Origin of the sequence: Streptomyces sp. NPDC091272, assembly GCF_044757485.1 — a bacterium.
GTDB lineage: Bacteria > Actinomycetota > Actinomycetes > Streptomycetales > Streptomycetaceae > Streptomyces.
The window spans coordinates 173577-192268 of the sequence record NZ_JBIVVC010000012.1; the positions used below are offsets into that span (position 1 = coordinate 173577).

The 18692-nt window shown below is 67.7% G+C and carries 19 protein-coding genes and 2 pseudogenes; 10 read left to right on the plus strand and 11 right to left on the minus strand.

Annotated features, from left to right (window positions below):
- Positions 1-308: 308 nt before the first annotated feature.
- The 4 genes from ACIQM4_RS28595 to ACIQM4_RS28610 all read right to left on the minus strand — a co-directional run bounded on the left by ACIQM4_RS28595 (position 309) and on the right by ACIQM4_RS28610 (position 2196).
- The gene (locus ACIQM4_RS28595; RefSeq protein ID WP_401597328.1) at positions 309-875 is read right to left on the minus strand and encodes an O-methyltransferase; all 567 of its coding nucleotides are present in this window, start codon (positions 873-875) and stop codon (positions 309-311) included.
- 412 nt (positions 876-1287) lie between these two features.
- Positions 1288-1560 carry an MBL fold metallo-hydrolase gene (locus ACIQM4_RS28600; RefSeq protein ID WP_401597331.1) on the minus strand — a complete coding sequence of 91 codons (273 nt, stop codon included), beginning with the start codon at positions 1558-1560 and terminating at the stop codon, positions 1288-1290.
- Between the two features lie 142 nt (positions 1561-1702).
- Positions 1703-1951 carry a type II toxin-antitoxin system RelE/ParE family toxin gene (locus ACIQM4_RS28605; protein WP_401597333.1) on the minus strand — a complete coding sequence of 83 codons (249 nt, stop codon included), beginning with the start codon at positions 1949-1951 and terminating at the stop codon, positions 1703-1705.
- Positions 1948-2196: a type II toxin-antitoxin system prevent-host-death family antitoxin gene (locus ACIQM4_RS28610; RefSeq protein WP_401597335.1), complete on the minus strand. Its 249-nt coding sequence runs from the start codon at positions 2194-2196 to the stop codon at positions 1948-1950. Before ACIQM4_RS28610 ends, ACIQM4_RS28605 begins: the two co-directional genes overlap by 4 nt.
- A gap of 808 nt (positions 2197-3004) precedes the next feature.
- Between ACIQM4_RS28610 and ACIQM4_RS28615 the strand changes: the two genes are divergently transcribed.
- The gene (locus tag ACIQM4_RS28615) at positions 3005-3151 is read left to right on the plus strand and encodes a hypothetical protein (protein WP_401597338.1); all 147 of its coding nucleotides are present in this window, start codon (positions 3005-3007) and stop codon (positions 3149-3151) included.
- A 472-nt stretch (positions 3152-3623) separates the two neighbouring features.
- On the opposite strand, the gene ACIQM4_RS28620 is transcribed toward ACIQM4_RS28615, so the two are convergent.
- Positions 3624-4775 (minus strand): SMI1/KNR4 family protein, encoded by a 1152-nt coding sequence (locus ACIQM4_RS28620; RefSeq protein ID WP_401597340.1) that lies wholly within the window; start codon positions 4773-4775, stop codon positions 3624-3626.
- Positions 4776-5206: 431 nt separating this feature from the next.
- Positions 5207-6235 carry a saccharopine dehydrogenase family protein gene (locus ACIQM4_RS28625; protein WP_401597342.1) on the minus strand — a complete coding sequence of 343 codons (1029 nt, stop codon included), beginning with the start codon at positions 6233-6235 and terminating at the stop codon, positions 5207-5209.
- A 126-nt stretch (positions 6236-6361) separates the two neighbouring features.
- On the opposite strand from ACIQM4_RS28625, the gene ACIQM4_RS28630 reads away from it, so the two are divergent.
- Positions 6362-7348 (plus strand): helix-turn-helix domain-containing protein, encoded by a 987-nt coding sequence (locus tag ACIQM4_RS28630; protein WP_401597345.1) that lies wholly within the window; start codon positions 6362-6364, stop codon positions 7346-7348.
- Between the two features lie 223 nt (positions 7349-7571).
- Here the strand turns inward: ACIQM4_RS28630 and ACIQM4_RS28635 are convergent, their stop codons facing one another.
- Positions 7572-8837: an alpha/beta fold hydrolase gene (locus ACIQM4_RS28635; protein WP_401597348.1), complete on the minus strand. Its 1266-nt coding sequence runs from the start codon at positions 8835-8837 to the stop codon at positions 7572-7574.
- 165 nt (positions 8838-9002) lie between these two features.
- Between ACIQM4_RS28635 and ACIQM4_RS28640 the strand changes: the two genes are divergently transcribed.
- On the plus strand, positions 9003-9452 hold the full coding sequence (locus ACIQM4_RS28640) for a MarR family winged helix-turn-helix transcriptional regulator (protein ID WP_401597351.1): 450 nt from the start codon (positions 9003-9005) through the stop codon (positions 9450-9452).
- A gap of 160 nt (positions 9453-9612) precedes the next feature.
- Here the strand turns inward: ACIQM4_RS28640 and ACIQM4_RS28645 are convergent, their stop codons facing one another.
- Positions 9613-10452 (minus strand): helix-turn-helix transcriptional regulator, encoded by an 840-nt coding sequence (locus tag ACIQM4_RS28645; protein WP_401597354.1) that lies wholly within the window; start codon positions 10450-10452, stop codon positions 9613-9615.
- A gap of 100 nt (positions 10453-10552) precedes the next feature.
- On the opposite strand from ACIQM4_RS28645, the gene ACIQM4_RS28650 reads away from it, so the two are divergent.
- A complete protein-coding gene (locus ACIQM4_RS28650) occupies positions 10553-11317 on the plus strand; it encodes an SDR family oxidoreductase (RefSeq protein WP_401597357.1) in 765 nt (254 codons plus the stop codon).
- 222 nt (positions 11318-11539) lie between these two features.
- On the opposite strand, the gene ACIQM4_RS28655 is transcribed toward ACIQM4_RS28650, so the two are convergent.
- Positions 11540-12457 (minus strand): AraC family transcriptional regulator N-terminal domain-containing protein, encoded by a 918-nt coding sequence (locus ACIQM4_RS28655; RefSeq protein WP_401597359.1) that lies wholly within the window; start codon positions 12455-12457, stop codon positions 11540-11542.
- 222 nt (positions 12458-12679) lie between these two features.
- Here ACIQM4_RS28655 and ACIQM4_RS28660 point away from each other — a divergent pair, with 222 nt between their 5' ends.
- The 6 genes and pseudogenes from ACIQM4_RS28660 (at position 12680) to ACIQM4_RS28685 (ending at position 17631) form a co-directional block, all read left to right on the plus strand.
- Entirely contained in the window at positions 12680-13477 is a 798-nt protein-coding gene (locus ACIQM4_RS28660) for an SDR family NAD(P)-dependent oxidoreductase (RefSeq protein ID WP_401597362.1), read from the plus strand.
- A 631-nt stretch (positions 13478-14108) separates the two neighbouring features.
- The gene (locus tag ACIQM4_RS28665; RefSeq protein WP_401597364.1) at positions 14109-14828 is read left to right on the plus strand and encodes a leucine-rich repeat domain-containing protein; all 720 of its coding nucleotides are present in this window, start codon (positions 14109-14111) and stop codon (positions 14826-14828) included.
- Positions 14829-15020: 192 nt separating this feature from the next.
- Positions 15021-15398, plus strand: coding sequence for a hypothetical protein (locus ACIQM4_RS28670; RefSeq protein ID WP_401597367.1), 378 nt, complete (start codon positions 15021-15023; stop codon positions 15396-15398).
- 221 nt (positions 15399-15619) lie between these two features.
- A pseudogene (locus ACIQM4_RS28675) lies at positions 15620-16021 on the plus strand (site-specific integrase); the annotation flags it as partial.
- Between the two features lie 133 nt (positions 16022-16154).
- A complete protein-coding gene (locus ACIQM4_RS28680) occupies positions 16155-16619 on the plus strand; it encodes a GNAT family N-acetyltransferase (RefSeq protein WP_401597370.1) in 465 nt (154 codons plus the stop codon).
- Positions 16620-17463: 844 nt separating this feature from the next.
- The gene (locus tag ACIQM4_RS28685) at positions 17464-17631 is read left to right on the plus strand and encodes a hypothetical protein (protein ID WP_401597373.1); all 168 of its coding nucleotides are present in this window, start codon (positions 17464-17466) and stop codon (positions 17629-17631) included.
- A gap of 266 nt (positions 17632-17897) precedes the next feature.
- Here ACIQM4_RS28685 and ACIQM4_RS28690 read toward each other — a convergent pair.
- Positions 17898-18053, minus strand: a pseudogene (locus ACIQM4_RS28690) (IS630 family transposase); the annotation flags it as partial.
- Between the two features lie 53 nt (positions 18054-18106).
- Positions 18107-18490, minus strand: a complete 384-nt coding sequence (locus ACIQM4_RS28695) for a hypothetical protein (RefSeq protein ID WP_401597376.1) — start codon at positions 18488-18490, stop codon at positions 18107-18109.
- Between the last annotated feature and the right edge of the window lie 202 nt (positions 18491-18692).

The following is an 18692-nucleotide window of genomic DNA, read 5'->3' on the forward strand; positions in this document are numbered from 1 at the left end:
TGACGGCGCCCCGATCTACATCGTTCTGGACAACCTCCCCGCCCACACCGGCGCGGGCATCCGGGGCTGCGCGAAGAAGAACGCACTTCGGCCCCACTGCGGCACCCCCTGGCGAATTCGTACCGCCGCAGCCATCCCGCGTAGGGCCGGGCCCCGCATTGCTACCTACGCTGGCGCAACGTCAGCGCCCGCCACCCTGAAGTCCTCGCCGCACAGCGCAAGAAACGCCCATTCACAGCGCGAAAGGCATCCGCCGGGCGGCCGACCAGCTCTCGCGGCGTGATCAAGAACGGTCCATGTCTTCCTAGCTACAGGCGGCGTGCCGCAACTACCGCGGAACTAGCGGGGGTTGTGAGTACCTCAGTTGCCTCCAGGTCCGGGTGAGTGAGGTAGAACAAGCGGAGCTCATCCACTTCGCTGCCGAAACGAGGCGGCCAATGGGGCGATGGGGTGAAGTCGTCCAGGATGAGAAGGCCACCGGGAGCCAGCAGCTCGACGACCTGCTCGGGGTCGTCACGCTTGCCTCCACCGTCACAGAAGAAGACTTCGAACGGGGCATGCTGCTCAAGCAGCCGCCAGTCCCCGGTGAGGACGCTGACGCGGTCGTCGTCCGCGAAGACACCAGCCGCTCGACGCGCAAGCTCTTCGTCCCGTTCCACGGTGACCAGGCGGGCACCGGCGCCAAGCCCGCTGTGCAGCCACGCGGTACCCACACCCGAGCCGGTGCCGCTCTCCGCAATGACTCCGTGGGGTTTCGCAGCAGCAGCCAACTTGAGCAACCTGCCCACCTGAGGGATGCAGCTCTTCTTGAAACCCGCCTCGAAGGCGACACGCTCCGCGGCCACTACGCGAGACGGAACCACACGTTCTGCCATGATTACGAATCCCCCTTCATCCTGGACATGACGCTATCCGTCGGCAGAGGCGTCCATGCGGAGTTTCGCCCACCCAGGCCCGGCAGACCCTCATGGTCAGAGCGCTCTACACGGCCGCGAGCTCTATTCCCATGGTCCTGGTTGAGGTGGCGACTCGTCAGGCACGCTCGGATGGAGCGTGGGGTCCGAGTAAAGGGCGTCAAGCGCTGCCGTTCCATCCACCAGCGGAAGGGTTCCCGACGGGATGTCAAGGGTCCCTCGTCCTTGTACGCGGCAGCCATCGCGGTGAACAGGCGCTCGGGATGGGCCAGCCTGTCGGCGTGCTCGGCCAATCACCCGGCTGCTTGCTTTGAACAGCCCGACGCCGGCCGCGGCAAGGTGGGCGGGACTCTCCAGGACGCGGGCCAGACGGTCACAGGGCGTCCCCGGCGAAGATCACACCGTCGTGAGGCACGTGCACGGCAACGTCGGCGTGGCTGTGGCCGGAGCCCCAGGACGAGCGGCTCGACCACTTCCTGACCTCGACTTCCAGGCGCCCAGTGAACGTGCGGGCCGGTTCCTGGACGGTGATGCCGGAGAGGTCGAAATGCCCGAAGTACTCAGCCGCACACGCCGCACGCCACGGAAGTGATGCGTTCCGCCCCGGGGACGAGCTGGTTGCCCCAGGTGTGGTCCCCGTTCCCATGGGGGTTAACCACCCTCGTTACTCACGCACCGGGTCCAGAGTGGCGACTGATGGAGCGGAAATCGCGCATGAGCGCTCAGCGCGGGCAAATCACGAGCATGTGAGGGTGACTGGTGGCTGGACACCTACCGTCCCCACGCGCCTATGGGGTACGTCCGAGGTGGAACACAATGATCGTCAGACGGCCGTCTTCGATCTCGTACATCACCCGGTAGCGTCCGACGTGGATGCGGCGGATGTTGACCCCGTAGGGGAAGGAACCCTGCGGGCGGGGATCCTCGGCCAGGAGATCGGCAGAGTCGAACACCTGCCGGATGCCTTCGGGGTCGGTCACAGCCAGGCGTTCCGCCTCCTGCAGGGCCTGGAGGCGCCAGTGGATCTCGTAGGTCACTTGGTGAATCCGAGGCGCCGACGCGCTTCCTCGTGGCTGACGGTGCGCAGGGTGCCGTTCAGTTTCTCGTTCTCGTACTCGGCGAGGGCGAGGGAGGACTGGAGGTTCTCGAGCTCGACGGGGCTGATGAGGACGGCGGCGGGCACGCCGCGGTCGGTGAGAGTGATGTGTTCGTGCTGCGCAGCACGGCGTGCGAGGTCGCCGAGCTTGCCCCGGGCTTCTACGATCGAGTAGGTCGATGACATGCACCTACTGTACAGCGAGATGCATGTTCGCGCGGTAGGTCTGTCAATGAAGTAGCCCTGACTACCGGTAGGCGATCAAGTTTCGGTGACGGTGAGGGCCTTCGTCGTCATCCATGCACCACAAGGCTCACGCTCGGTTCCAGTATGGTGACCCCGGAAAATCTGGAATTCCACTTCGGAACCTAGATGTTGAACTGTTGGATGAGTAAGTCTCAAAGCATGTTGTCCAGTCGAATGTTCGCGACTCTCCAATGCTGAATCTAGAAAGAGCTGCACCCTTTGCCCCACCGCGCGCATCGCCCAGCATGGAGGATTCACTGTTCTTCCGGGCGCAGCCCCTTTCGCTTCCCTTTCTTCCTGCCCCTGGTGGAATATATGGACGGTACTTAGCGGACACAGTGACACCACTCCCCTCTTTGAGACGTTCGGGGAATATGAGCAAGGCACATTCTGGGAGGTTCACGAGAGGACCCGGGAGGCGGCCTTCACCCTGGCCGACCCAGAGATCGAGCCAACGACGGAGGTGCTTACTCGATTTCGTAATATCAGCGCACCGGGACTCCATCGATACGCGAACAAACAATTCGAATGCACTATGGGGGAATATGTTACAGAATTTCCGGAGGACTATACGGCAATCATGAAAGAATTCGCGGGAGGGGTTATTGCGGGAGTGCGCGTATTCCCTCTTTCGAGGAGCCTCGCGACCAGGACCGACGACGAACGGGGAGGCGACATGTCAGCACGGCTCAAGGGGCTGGGACAGGGCACGTCTTGCAGGCATTGGAGGGAAGCTGACGGCTGAGCTATGGGGTGGCTCACCACACAGGAAGATCCAAGGGACTGGCGCATCGCCTACCTGGAGCCGGACGGCTCGGCGCTCACCTGCCTGGAAGATCTGAGCTTCGCCGCGTTCCTGCAACGCCGTTTGCGTGGCAACAATTCGCTTTTCTGAACACGGACATGCGTAGGCGCGTTGTACAGGGACTCGCATGGCCAAGCTGCCCGTCTGCACCGTCAGTAAGACACCCGTGCCGCTGCCTCCGAGCGTCTGGCACAAGAGCACCTACAGCGGTGATTATCAGGACGCATGCGTCGAGGGCTGTACAGCAGCGGACGGCAACCGAGGTGCGGGTCCAGGACTCCAAGGACCGCGGGCCACGCCCGCTCACGACCTCGCGTGCAGCCTGGCGACCTGTGTCATGGACGCCCCTACGGCGCGGTGGTGACCGCTTCATCCCGAAGCTCATCGAGAAGTCCCGCAGCACGCTCGTTCCGAAGTTCACCGCAACTGCCTGGCCTGGATACGGTCATTGTCACCGCCGCCGGGAGCGAACCCGCTGCGCAGAGTGGGTTCGCTCGCGCGGATGCGACTGCGCGTTTCATCTGGCGGGCCTCGCCAGATGAAACGCGCCACGCGGAACCGGTCAGCCCTGGTCGCGGGCGTACTGCGCTGCGTGCCAGCTGGAGTCGATGGCAGGGTTGTGCAGGGTCCCCCAGAAGCGATTGTCAGGTATCGGCGGCAGGGGCGGGTTTCCCAGGTCCGCGTGCAGATCCGCACGCCAGTTGGCAGCGAGGCGGCCGCGGAGGCTCACGCTCTCGTACAGGGACCTGTAGGGCGAGCCCCAGGCCCCGTGCACCATCCTCTCGGCGGCCCACCGGCGAGGAGAGTCCTGGTGAGTGTCCGCCTGGACGATCACCGAGCGCAGTCGCAGTACGAACGGATCGGCCTGTGTCTGCTGCGGCAGGCATTCGCCCCGATCCAGCGCGTCCAGGAACGCTTCGATCTCCAGGTACTTGATCAGGCCCGTTTCCACGGCCACTCTGCGCAGCTGCTTCCGTGCCGCTTCGGCTATCTGTTCACGGGGCAGGACCGCGAGCAGCGCCCCGAGCTCCTCAAGCCCGTCCAGGGCTCCGACATGGAGGACATCGGTAGGGCTGCAGGACAGGTCCAGCTCCGGCAACTGCTCATCCGGTCCGGGGAGAGGGTCGCCGGCACTTCCCCAGTCCGGGCCGGGAGGCATGGCCCACTCCCAGAACAGTCGGCCGTTGAACGTGACCGCTCCCCCGTCCTGGCCGCTCTCCAGCAGGCCGGCCAGCTCCTCCAGGTACCTACCCAGGGAGACGGCATGTCCGAAGTCGGTGCCGGTCTCGTCGAAGAACCGACCGATCGCACCACAGGAGTCCTGGCCAGGGCGGCAGTCGATGGTGAGACCGTCAGCCGTCACCCCGTAGGAACCGATCTTCAGGTAACCGCCGCTCCAGTAGTACTCAGCCTCCTCCTCGTCCAGGTCCTCGGCGATGCCGCGCATCCACTGGGTGTCCTCGACGATCTCGCTCGTTCCGAGCAGCCGGTCGTGCGTGCTGAACTGGAACGCTTCCGCCCCGTCCCGGGCCCCGTTGTGCCGGAGCAGCGACGCGACCAGGTCGGCAGGGAAGGTGACGCCCAGCTCCTCCTCCGCTGCCGCAATTTCCTCAAGCCCTGCGGGCGGCCTCAGGGTGGCGAAGGTGCGAGGCGCGTGCTCGCGCAGCCACGCGTCGATGCGGTCCCACGATTCCTGGACCAGTTCAATTCTCATGTGCTGACCCTAGGGACAGCCACTGACATCCGGACTTGCCACCCACCGGCCGCCACGGTGGCGGAGGGGGTGCCCGTCAGCTCTGTTCGATACCCGGTTCGCCAAGTGTGCCACTGTGCCCGCCAACTCGGCTGTGCCAGGACGGGGCGTAGCCGGTGGGAGGCCGGCGCGGGTGCGGGCCCACGACGGCAACAGCGTCTGCCGTTTACAGGGCGGGGGGCCCGCAGACGTTCAAGTCGCGCCACGCCGCCCTCAAGTTCATCGACCGGACAGCCCTCGACGACGGGATCGCGTGGTCGACGCCGAACAGCGGGCAGCCGTCTCCCGCAACGGGAGCTCTACCGGCAAGACACGCCGGCACCGACTCCGCCTCAACCACGCCCCGGCCAGACCGCCACGTGCCGCCCGGCACGAAGGCCGAAGACAGTCCACTACTGCAGAAGTTCCAGCGTGATGTGCGGGAACAACGCGCGCAGGAAGTCCGTCGCGTCGAAGATTTCGCCCGCGGCGGCGACCCCGACCGTGCGGGTGCGGCCGGTGAGGACCCGGGCGAGGGCTTCGACGACTAGGGGTGCCGTGACGGCGTAGATGTCCTGCCCACGGGCCACGGCGCGGCGTTCGGTGCCGCCCAGGCGTACCACCGCGTCGACGAGGAAAGTCTGGTCCGATCTTCCGCTCTCGTCGGCCGCTACCGGGGTCGGGGTGTTGGGGGCCCCGATGTCCCGGACCGCTTCGACCGTCATGTAGGTGGTCACGTCCGGGACGGACAGGTGGCTGGGTACGGTCACCACGTCCGCCATCGTGAACTCCCCGATCACCGCCCGGGGACCGATCGGTTCCGGGAAGCGCCAGTCGAGGGCCGGCGGAGCGTCGGTGCGGTACTCCCACCCGCCGCCCGTGTAGCGCATGCGCCGCTCGCCGCGCCGCTCCCGCGAGACCGCGCCCGAGAGCCGGGTCCCGGCGGTGGGGTGCCAGCTGCTCAGGGCGTACGCGATGTGTGCCTCGTCGGCCTCGGTCCAGTCGCCCATCGCCGCGGTTGCCAGCAGGTCGCCCAGACCGCCGAAGAAGGCCATCGCCGGGACGATCACCGCACCGGCGTCCCGGGCACGATCGGCGAAGTGGGCGAAGGTGTCGATGTTGGCCTCAAGCTCGGCCGCCACATCCAGATACGGAATTCCGGCCCGCAGCGCCGCCTCGATCACGGGGGCGGTGGTCGAGGCGAAGGGGCCCGCGCAGTTGATCACGGCGGCCGTGCCGGCCAGTGCGCCGTCGAGCGAGTCCGGGTCCTCCACCATCGCCGGGCGGGCGTCGAGACCGGTTTCGTACGCCAGGGCCTTGAGCCTGTCGGCGTCCCGGCCTGACAGCACCGGGACGAACCCACGCTCCACCAGTTCCGCCACCACGAACCGCCCGGTGTGCCCGTACGCGCCGAACACAGCAACCCTCTGACCAGACCTCATGGCATGTCCCTGCACTCGGATGACCGCTGCGATCTGTTGATCTGTTGCGGCCTGACACGCACATCCTGTCGAGAAAGAGCATTCCCACCGAGAGTCTGAAACGACATACCCCGTACAGTTTCGGACATGCACCATGTCGCGCTGGCCGTCACGGACGGCATGCTGAATCTCGAACTGTCCCTGGCGGTCGAGGTCTTCGGATCGGACCTGACCCATCTCGTGGACCCCTGGTACCAGTTCTCCGTCTGCGGACCGGGCGCCGTGCGGGTGGGTCGCTTCCACATGGAGCCCGACCACGGGCTCGACCGTCTCGCGAGCGCGGACACCGTGATCGTCCCGGCCTGGGCCGACACCGACCAGGATCCTCCGGGCGAACTCGTCGACGCAGTACGCGCCGCCCATGAGAGTGGTGCGCGCGTGGTCTCGCTGTGCACAGGCGCCTTCGTACTCGCCGCAGCCGGCCTGCTGGACGGCAAGCGCGCCACCACACACTGGGCACACACCCGGGAACTCGCAAGACGCCATCCGAAAGTCACGGTGGACCCGGACGTCCTCTATGTCGACAACGGCGACGTACTCACCTCCGCCGGCAAGGCCGCCGCCATGGACCTCTGCCTGCATCTCGTCCGCCTCGACCACGGCTCGTCCAACGCCAACAAGATCGCCCGCCGCCTGGTCGTACCGCCGCACCGGGACGGTGGCCAGGCCCAGTTCATCGAGACCCCCGTGCCCACCCCGGGCAACCACCCGCTCGCCGACCTCTTCCCCTGGGTGCTCGGACGGCTGGGGGAGCCGCTCACCGTCGAGGACCTGGCCCGCCAGGCACGTATGAGCTCACGCCACCTCGGTCGCCACTTCAAGCAGGTCACCGGCACCACCCCGCTCCAGTGGCTCCATGTCCAACGCATCCGCCATGCCCAGGAGTTGCTGGAGACCACCGACGACACCGTCGACGCCATCGCCACAGCCGCCGGCATGGGCACCGCCACCACACTGCGCCGACACTTCCACCGGACCGTCGGCGTCCCACCGGACAGCTATCGCCGCACCTTTCGCGCTCAGAACGGCTCCGGGGCCGAATCCAGCGGCCGACACCACCCGGGCGAGGCCTAGGCAGCAGAGGCGATTTTCTCGCGCAGCCCCGGCTCCCCCTCCAGCAGGCCCTCACGAACAGGCCCTACGGCTCCTGACCACCCAACCCCGTGCCTACCGCCCGTACGAAGGTCTACGTGCGCTCCAGCGCTGCGGGAGTACCGGAGGGCCGGCCCCGCCCCAGGACAGACAGGGCGGGCGGGGGCCGCGCAGTAGGCATACTCGCCACCGCTCCTCGCCGCCCCTACTCCCCGCCGCCCTCGGCGAGGAACTGCTCCAGGCAGCGCGTGACCAGTTCAGGCGCTTCGACGGTGGCGTGGTGGGCCACCTCGGGCAGGACGGTGAGCTGCGAGCCGGGGACCAGGCCGGAGATCTCATCCGAGAGGGCCGGCGGCGTCGCCCTGTCGTCCGCACCGGCCAGGACGAGAGTACGGGCCTGGATGCCGGACAGCAGCGGGCGCATGTCGCGGCGTTCCAACACTGCCGCATCCAGGGCGCGTTGCATGGCGTACGGGTCCTGGCCCGCCATCAATCGGAGTTCGGCGGCAGCCGCTTCGGGCTCGTCCGTGCGCCAGCGGGTACCCGTGACGCTCTCCTGCACCTCGCGCATCAGCTTCTCGCGCTGCTCGGGAGAGCCGTCGCCGAGCACGGCACGGCGCTCCTGCCACATCCCGAGCCGCTCCTGGGGCTCCGGGCGTGCGCTGGTGTTGACCAGGGCCACCCTGTCCACCAGGTCGGGCCGGCGGGCGGCGAGGAGCATGGCGACCATGCCGCCCTGCGAGTGGCCGACGAGCGTCAGCGGGCCCCAGTCCTTCTCCTCGGCCATCAGGGCGAGATCGTCGGCGATGCTGTCCAGGGTCCAGCCCCGCGCAGGCGCCACCGAGGCGCCGTGTCCCGGCATGTCCAGCACGATGCAGCGGTGCCGGGCGCGCAGGGCGTCGCTCTGGTGCGAAAACATTGCCCGGTCACCGAACAGGCCGTGCAGGAACAGCACCGTGGGCCCGTCGCCGAGGTCGTCGTAACCGTAGACGGTGTCGTTCACCCGGAGCCGGTGCGCGTCCGGACCGCTGCGATCGTCGGAGGCCACGTCGAACGCCCTGGCCAGGGCGAGGGAGTCCTCGAACATCTGGTAGCGGGCGATCTGCCGGTCCCGGACAGTGAAGCGCATCGTGTAGTCGCCCCGGAGCACCCTGCCCGTCGGCCGCACCAGGAAGTGGAAGCGGCCGCAGACGATGACGTCCGCGCCCTGCGCCACCGTGGTGAGCACGGTCCCGCCGCGGGGCTCGAACGCGGCGGGAAAGACGTCCATCCATTCCCGCACCTGGCGCCGGCCGCGACGCAGCCCCGTCGGCGGGACCCCGGGAGCGCCGTCGACATGCCATACGGCGTCGTCGGCGACCAGGTTCGCAGCCGCGTCGAGGTCACCCGCCCAGAAAGCCTTCAGGAAGTGCTGGACGACGTCTGCGGGGCGGGGTGCGGAGGGTGCGGGGGTCGGGGTGGGGGTGTCCATGAGCGATCTCCAGAAGGGGCAAGGGATTGCAGTACTCGGGCGGGAAGGCCGTGACGTGTCGTGACGTGTCGTGACGTGTCCCGGACTCCTGCTCGTGTGGTTGTCACAGGCATCCTGCTCAGTATCAGGCTACCTGATGTCTATCAAGAACCTATACTCAGCCGCATGGACCCCGACTTCGCGCCCAGACGGCGCCTGCTCACCGCCGTGAAAACCGCCGAGCACGCCACCCAGGTCGCGAAGGGCGCAGCCGTACGCGCGGCCGGTCTCACCATGACGCAGTACAACGTGCTGATCATGCTGGCCGAGTCCCCCGGCATCACCAGCGCCGAGCTGGCCCGCCGCTGCTTCGTCAGCTCCCAGTCCATGAACGAGACCGTGACCCGGCTGGAGCGCGAGGGCTGGATCGCACGGACCCGTCACGCCACCCACCGCCATGTGCGCGAGGCACACGTGACCGCCGAGGGGCAGACCGTCCTGGACCGAGCCGACCGCCGGGTCCTCGCTCTCGAACGGAGGCTGCGCGCCCAACTCTCCGCCGAAGATCAGGAGCAGCTGCGAAAACTGCTGAGCACCGTGGAACAGCTCGCCCGCAGTTACGACGAGGGCCCATGAGCCTCTCCGGCACTCCTCGCGCGGCACGTCACTTCAGGGTGGGACCGCCCAGCTGGACCGAGGCCGGTCCGGCGGCCGGCAGGCGCAGATCGGGCCGCGCCCGGGTGCGTTTTACAGGTGCCGCTGTCGCCTTCGGCGCACAGGCGGCGTCGAGCTTGCGTTACGCGCTGTAGCTGCCTTGTCCCAGGACGGACAACAGCCGCAGCTTCTCCGCACTCTCGCTGCGCGGTGCGGCGGTGAGCACCAGCAAGACCTGCGACTGGTCCTCGGTGAAAAGGGCTTGGCAGTCCACCTCGATGGCGCCTACCTCCGGATGTACGAGCGTCTTGTGGTCCTCGAAACGGCGGGCGACCTCGTGCATGGCCCACAGCTCGGCGAACTCCTGGCTCACCTTGCTCAGCGCCCGTACCAGCTCACCTGCCCGGGACTTGGGGCCTCGGACCCCGTAGGCGACGCGCAAGTTCGCGACCTGGCTACGGCTCTGCCGGTCCCGGTCCGCCTCCGGATACATGGTGCGGGCCCCGGGGTCGGTGAACCAGCGGTGGATCCCGCTTCTTGCGAGCCCGGTCAGGTGCGACGCGTCGCCGAACAGGGCCGCGGCCAGGTCGTTCTGGACCAGCGTCTCGCCGAGATCGCTCAGGATCAGGGCCGGCGTGTCGACCAGGCGGTCGAGCACGCGCTGCAGCGCGGGCGCCACATGAGGCGTGGTCGACAGTAGGGTCGGCGCGTTGCGACCGGCGAGGCGGTACAGGTAGTCACGTTCGCTGGCGGTCAGCCGCAGGGCCCGCGCGAGCGAGGACAGCATGTGCTCGCTGGGCTGAGGCGCGCGCTGCTGCTCCAGCCGGGTGTAGTAATCCGTGGACATGACAGCCAGGGAGGCCACCTCCTCACGTCGGAGGCCCGGGGCGCGGCGGCGGGCGCCCATCGGCAGGCCGACATCCGCAGGCTGGAGTGCCTCACGGCGGCGGCGCAGGAAATCGGCGAGGGCTGGTCGGTCCATGCCTCCAGTGTCGGCCGAACGACGTACCTCAGCCAGGGATCGCCGATCCCCCGATAAGTGGTCTCTGCACTTGCGCCCCGCACCAGTCGATATTGGACGCATGAACATCTCCGGAAACACCATCTTCATCCCCGGCTCCACCAGCGGCATCGGTCTGGCGCTGGCGCTCGCGCTGCAGGAGCGGGGGAACACGGTCATCGTCGGTGGTCGGCGCACCGAACTGCTGGAGCAGATCGCCGCCGATCACCCCGGTATCGACACCGTCCAGATCGACACGGCCGACACGGCCAGCATCGAAGCCGCAGCGAAGCAGGTGCTCGTTCGCCACCCGGACCTCAATGTCCTCGTACCGATGGCCGGCGTGATGATCGCCGAGGACTGGCACAGCCCGGCGTCGTTCCTCTCCACGGCCGAAACAACGATCACCACGAACGTGCTCGGTCCGATCCGGTTGATCGCGTCGTTCATCGAGCACCTGCAGGGCCGGCCGGACGCGACGATCATGACCGTGTCGTCGGGGCTGGCGTTCGCGCCGCTCAAGCTCACACCGACCTACAACGCCTCGAAGGCCGCGATCCACATGCTCAGCGAGTCCATCCGGCTCCAGCTCGCCGACACCTCGGTGAGGGTGGTGGAACTGGAGCCGCCGGCCGTCCGCACGGCCCTCATGCCCGGTCACGAGGAGAACGAGGCAGCGATGCCGCTCGATGATTTCATCACCGAGGTGATCTCCCTGCTCGAGAGCCGGCCCGACGCGAAGGAGATCCAGGTCGAGCAGGTGAAGTTCCTGCGCTACGGCGAGGCTCGTGGTGACTACGACCGCGTGATCGAGGCCCTCAACAGCACTGACCCGCACGGAAAGTAGCTCACCTCACGAGAGCGCCCGGCCCGGTCGAGTTCGGGTTACCCCTTACCCCTGACTCACGAGTACGTCGACGGCGCCGTCGGCCGGCTACGCGCCTGCACCGACGCCCGGCTGCGCGCCGGCCGCCACGAGGCGGAGCGGGCCCCACTGCCGCCTGGCGTCTGCGTGTCGGAAAACCTTCGGTGTGTCGGCGGCGGCGTCCGCTCCGCGCGTGCAGCCGCTTCACAACCCGGGTCGGAGTACGCCCTCGAATTCTCCCTGCTGCAGCCGTTCGCGCAGGCGCGTGCTGTCTGCGGCGGGTGGTGCTCCGTAGAGCCGGCGGTAGTCACGGGAGAAGTGGGGGGCGCTCCGGTATCCGACCTTGAGGGCGGCCTGGGCGGCGGATTCGCCCAGGACGACCATGCGGTGACGGGCCTCGCCCAGTCGCAGACGCTTGAGGTACTGCATGGGTGTCATGGACGTCGCCTCCTTGAAGCGCCGGAACAGCGTCGGCTGGCTGGCGCCGATCTCGGCGGCGAGCGTGCTCATCGACCACGGCTCGGTCATGCGGTCGGTGAGCGCAGCCACGGCGTGCGGAACGACCGGGTCACCGTCGTCGAGCGCCGCCAGGACGCGCGGAGCCTGCTGGGTCTGCAGGAGGCGCAGGACGATCTCGCGTGAGATCAGCGGGGCAAGGACGGGGATGTCCTCGGGTGCGTCGAGCAAGGAGACCATCCTTGCGAAGGCGTCGGCCAACGCAGGGGTCCATGTCCCGAGGCGGCGGATGTCACCCGCGGGCTGACGGCTGCGCGGCATCGCAGCCGCGACCTCCCTGACCAGGGCCGGGGAGATCTGCCACCGGGCCGCGAGGAAACCGCGCCGGGGGTCTGTTTCGATCACACCGGACACGACGGGAATGTCGACCGGGGTGATGATGAAGCGGTCCACTCCCCAGACCTGGTCGTCGTCCCCGACGATGGTGCGCTTGCGGCCCGCCAGGACGGTGGACAGGGACGGGGGGTAGTGCTGGTAACCGAGTTCCGTCAGCGCTGTGACGTGGCTGAGCCGAAGGCCGAGCGACTGCGCCAGCTCCCGGTTGGGGGCGCGCCGCAGGACGACCTCGGCCGCTCGGTCGAGGCTGCGGGCGGTCTCGTCATCCATGGCGCCACCTGAGCAATCCGGCAGTTTCGTCATCCACGGCGCCACCTGAGCAAACCTGCAGTTTCGTCATCCACGGCGCCACCAAGCATTCCGGCAGTCTCGTCGTCCATCACGCCATCTAAGCAATGCGCTGGCCTCCGCTCGCGCCGCGAGACGGGATCAGGCAAGAAAACGAGCATTTGCAGCAAGACGCAATGCGTCATCAAAGGGAAGGATCGGAGCATGCAGACGAACGAAGAACTCTTGAGCTCCCTTCCTTCCGACACCTCGCTCACCGGACGCACCGCGCTGGTCACCGGGTCGTCGGGAGGCATGGGCGAAGCCATCGCCCGTGTCCTGGCCGCATCCGGCGCCGAGGTTGTCGTCAGCGGACGCGACGAGGCTCGTACGCAGGGCGTGGCGAACGCGATCGTCAAGGCCGGCGGGCAGGCGCACGCAGTCACTGCGGACCTCAGCGGCGAGCCCTCTGCCGTCCGGGCCTTCGCGCAGCAGGCCGAGGAGGCACTCGGCGGGCGCGTCGACATCCTCGTCAACAACGCGGGCGTGTACCCCGGCTTCCTGACCGAGACCGTCACCGATGACGAGATGCAGGCGCTGTGGGCCACCAACATCCGTGCCCCGCACGTCCTCGTGGCCACTCTCGCGCCACGCATGGCCGAGCGAGGCACCGGCGCCATCGTGAACATCGGCTCGTGGATGGCTCGGGTCGGCGTTCCCTTCAAGGCCCTGTACCCGGCGACCAAGGCCGCCGTGGAGCAGCTGACGCGGGCGTGGGCAGCCGAGTACGGGCCGCGCGGCGTACGGGTGAACACCGTGGCCCCGGGAGCGACTGCCACCCCCGGTACCTCCAAGAACCCCGACGCACTGGCCGAAATGGCGAAGGGAACGCCCGCGGGTGCACCGGTACGCCCCATCGACATCGCGTACGCGGTGCGCTTCCTCGTACGCGACGAGGCCGCATTCGTCCACGGAGCCACCCTCGACATCGACGGCGGGATGGCCGCAACGCGCCTGCGCTGACGCACTCAGCGCTGCGTCTTCGCCGCGGTGGCGCCTGCCTGCACGAGGGTCGCGAAGACCGGGAACAGACCGGTCCCTCCTGGACCGCACTGCGCCGGAGGGACAGCCCCCGATCGATGCCTCCGAGCCCAAGGCATTGAATTGGGGTGAACAACCGCGGTCGCGTCCCCAGCAAACGCCCGTGCCGGCTGCCTCGGCACCAACCCCGCGCCGAAGCGACCGACCGCTGTCCAATTCGGCAGTGGCTACGCACAGCAGCTCTACGTCTGTCCGGCAGCACCGGAGCACCCACACGTCGAGCTGATGCCCTAGCTGGCCACACCACACCGGGCCCGCCCCTCCGGATCCGAGAAGAGCACGGGCATGCCAGTGGTTGGCAGACCGGCAGTTCGGAGGGCGCGGCCCGCTCGACGAGCTACCGCGCATACTGACGGCCGCGTTCCACGGGATTCCACGGGCCTGGACTGCGCGACTGTGCCGGAAATCCGCACAACTCCTCGTAAAAGCAAGGGCTGAGGCGCGCGACCCAAGGCCCGGCTCACCCTGTCGTCACTTCCTGTCGTCACTTCCTGCCGACCCCGAAACCGGGACGAGAATCGAAGCCCAGGAGGACCGATGAAAGGAGAAGGCCGTGCGGCACACACTGAACCTGTGGCGTCAAGAGCTCGGAGAGGTGCCCGAGTCGGTCTGGCGGCAGACCGAACTCCGCGTGCTGATCCTCGCGGACAACGGACTTACGGCGATTCCTCCGGACATCGGGCAGCTTCACCAGCTGAACACCCTGGACCTGGGCCACAACGCGCTGACGTCGGTCCCCGAAGAACTCAGCACCCTGACCGAGCTCAACGGCTGCCTCTACCTGCACGACAACCAGCTGACACGGCTCCCGGACTCTCTGGGAAACCTGACCCGCTTGCGCTACCTCAATGTCGGTGAGAACCCCCTCACCACCCTGCCGGAGACGATCGGCGGGATGAGCGGCCTCGTCGAGCTGAGGGCGCAGCACAATCGGCTCACCACCTTGCCCGATGCCATCGGCCGGCTCCACAACCTGCGCGAGCTGTGGCTCCGGGGCAACGCGATCGAGCACTTGCCGACGTCGGCAGCGGGCCTCCGCGAACTGCGCCACCTGGACCTACGCGAGAACTCTCTGGTCGAGGTGCCGGAGTCACTGGCCGGCCTCCCGCGCCTGCGCCACGTCGACCTGCGGAGCAACCGCCTTGGCCGGTTGCCCGAGTGGCTCGCCCTGATGCCGTCGCTGGAGAAGCTGGATCTGCGTTGGAACGAGGTCGATCCCTCGCCACCGCTCCTCAGCGAGCTGGAACGGCAGGGGTGCGTCGTCCTGACGTGACGGAGCCACCACCACCTCGCAGGGACGCGTCCACGCGACGCACCCACAACACGAGCGGCCGGAGCACTCCCCGACGCGCGACACCGAAGCCGCGGCCGCGTGCATGTACGGCCGCACTCAGGGAACGGTGATCATGGCGTCCAGCACAGGCAGCAGGCCCGCGCCGGCGCGGAAGGGAAGGTGCAGCAACCGATGGGCTACGCGTACGAGAACGAGCACGGGGAAAGGTACGACCTCGACGGCCCCCTGAGCTTCTCCGACGACATCCTGCGGCTCACAGGGGGGTGGGACAGCAGGAGCGGGTACGTCGTGTACGAGCTGACAGCCATGTACGGCGAGCCCGAACAGAAGACGGTGGCCCTTGGCACGGCAAAGGGCAAGGCCGACCATGACGACCTGAAAGTCGAGTACCGGGACCGCGACGGTTACGCACAAGCGCGGGTGCGGACGAACGATCTCGGCCACCTGGTAATGGAGTACGACTGCTCATTCCTCGGCAAAACCTCTCGCGGCGACGACGTCCGCATCGACGCCGACTCGGCTGACTCCCCCGAGCCGACGAGTACCTGAGCACCGGCTTGGCGTGCGTGAACCGCTGCGCCGAGACCGCACCCGTGCGCTCGGCCTGTTCCCCGAACGACTAAACGCTTCGTCTTACGGCTTCGTCTTACGGCTTCGCCCCCGGCGTTGGCGGTCCGGGTGGACCTGCGCCCGATGTCGACGCTGTCGTAGGCCCCTGCCCGCCAGTGCGACTGATCCAGTACGTGAAGCGCTCCCGTTGTCCGTGACGAGACACTGACACCGCCCGACTACTGCCCCGCCTCCTGCGCGGCCGCACCCGCGGTCCGGTGTTCGTTACCTACCGCCGCCCCGACCCGGGGAAGGTCGTCAGCCCGCGCGACGTGTGCCCGGACACCGGCTCAGCTCGAATCTCCTACGGCCGGGCCCGCGCCCTGTTCGACGAACACACCGCGATGCGTGGGCCGGGGCCGGGGCCGGCTGGAACCTGCGAGATTGCTGCCGTGATTCCGCCTCACCCACCACGGGGAGCAGGGTGCCTCCCTGCTGATGCTGATGGCGAAGTCCCGGCGCAAGAAGCCGGAGAACGTCCGCCGCTACCGCTACCGCAGCCGTCCGCCAAGACGATCTCTGATCTGACCAGCCTGCTCGCACCCGGCCACACGCGCCGCTGACCAATCGCACAGCTCCGGGAGGACCCTAGCGAGCGCACGCGCCGACGACTGAGCCAACGAAGTACCGGTCCGTCGGCTGATCATGGCCAACACACTCCGGAAATCGCTTGCAGCACCTACATAAACTGCCGACATGCCAACTTCGCTTCACCTGCAAGAGATAACTGCTGACAACTTCGAGCGCGCCATCGACCTGAGGGTCCGCGCCGACCAGGAACACCTGGTGGCACCCGTGGTGAAGTCACTCGCTGAGGCATACGTCCATCCCGGCATCGCATGGCCCCGGCTCATCTGCGACGACGACGAGGTCGTCGGGTTCCTCATGGCCTTCTTCGACATCGACTGGACCGGCAAGGGCACTGACTTCCGTTCCGGACTCTGGCGTCTCAACATCGCTGATGGAAAGCAGGGCCGGGGCTTCGGACGCTTCGCAGTGCAGTCCGTTGCCAACGAGATCCGGCGCCGAGGAGGCACGCGGCTGACGACCACCTGGCATCCCGGAGCGGACGGCCCAGTGGGTTTCTATCTGGCACTCGGCTTCCAACCCACCGGAGAGACCAGCGGAGACCAAACGGTGGGCGTGCTGGAACTGGGCTGAACGCACGTTTCTGCCACACCGGCGGGCACATCACGCACGGCGGTCTCCCCACCGCCGGAAACCCCGCCGATGCCTGCATCAGCAGCACTGCAAGCAGGGGGGCAGCCCCTGCCGCAGCCTCGCGGGTGCCGTCCGCCGGCGCGAGGGGCCTGGGCAGCCGGACCGCGCAGAGTGGTTCTAGGCGCCCGCACCCACATCATCGTGGTGAGGGTCCCGCGGTCGAGGGAGAGTGATTCCCGCCTCGGTGCCGGGACAGGTGCGGCCGCTCGTCGAGCTTCCGGACAGTAGATCGCGCGGTTCCGAAGGAAGGCTCCACCGGGCCGGGGTACCTCGTCGACAGCCCGCTCAGGTAGCTGACCACGCCCTGGGACCATGGCGACATGGGCTAGTCCCGAGAGTCACTGCCCAAGGTCCAGGTCGTCGAGGTGGAAAGTGTCAGTACCGACATGCTTGCCATCGTTGTGCGCTGTCTGGCGACAACACGACTTGGAGCCCGTTTTCACCACGCGAACGGCCAGAGCCTGGCCATCACCCTGACCCTGACAGAGATCCAGCGCTACCTTCAAGTTTTTCGTCACCGAAGTAGACCCGCCCCACGCTGCTCGCCTCGTCCTCACCGACACGCGTGCGGACGAACTCGTCTTCCGGGCCGGCGACATACTGCAGGGCAGCAACCCACCGTCATGACGGTCATGTGGAGAGCGAGCAGGGCGGTGCCTTCGCTGGCCACGCGGTATCGGTAGGGGCGGAGTCCGAACTGGGCCGGGGTGCTGCAGCTCGCGGCCGGTCCGGCGGTTGGGTGCTCCAGCCCGTCGCCGCACGCATCCCGTCAAACCCTGCTGGCATGACCGAGTTGCTGTCTGGCATCTACGCGGTCGGCGAGCAGGGTGAAATCTGGATGCATCGGCTCCTGAAGGGCGAACCGCCACCGGAGGACCAGATCGCGAAGGCCGAGGGCTTCATCACCCGGCCGGGATCGATCGAGGACCTTGAGCTCTTCTTCTACGACTGACGCCCGCACATTCGTCGTCACGCCGCGACGGCCCGCCCGTCCTCACCGCAGGCGGTGGCCAGTCTCGACGACGGCTGAGGTATGACAGCGCGGTACTCACCGGAGGAGACGGCCGACTCTGATCATTTCGAGGGGCAACATCACGCGATCACAAAGTGCGCGTCCGGTTCCCCAAGCGCCGGATGGGACGGCCGCGTCAAGCACCCGTTGACCATGTCGGCCATGTCCTGGGCCAGCGACAGGCTCGCGCCGCGCTGCACCATCCCGTCCCGGAATCTCGCGACCGGCATGCCCTGCGCGAACAGCAGCACCATCTGGGCCTGCCGCCAGATCACCGCCGGCCCGGTGCCCCGGCGGATAATCCGCAGCGGCCGTCGGCCTTCGTTGTCCTGGCTCTCACAAACCTGTACACGTCCAGCCACGCGATCAGTCTGGCCTGGAAAGCCGCGCAGGAAACCGCCCACGCGGCAGACAGTCACGAGGTGAACGTAGACAGCGCGCGGATCAGTTCACCGTCGTACTGATCGGCGTCGAAGTGAAAGGCCGGAGGGCGCGCTTCATCGGCAGGCACCTGCCAGTCGGACCACTCCACGATCCCGCCGTGGCGTTGCACGAACACGGACAGGTAGCCACAGCATCCGCCCGTGCACTCGGGCTCACCCAGCACTACACGTCGTCCCTGCTCGGTCGCCCAGAGGGGGCCGTGGCCATCGGCCGGCAATGCCTCCTCGGCAAACGGACCGCGGCCTCCCTCTCCGACTGTGGCCGCAACCACTTCCTCGCCGTCGATCCGGAGAGACAATTGGGCAGCCCAGCGGGGGCCTGGTGGCGACACGTTGATCTCAAGTCGATTGAACACCCACGCACCCTACGCGAGTCCATTCGCACAGCCGCCGGATGCGGCCCTCTGGCCGCCTGTCAGTAGACTCCAGAGGAGGCGGACGTAGCCTGATGCAGCTCTAGTTGCTGGCGTGCTGGGTGAGCCGGCCGGGGAAAGGTGAGGCTCACGCCGGGGGTTATCCCGAGCTACGGTCTTGGGGTACGCCGGATCGCGCCCCCAT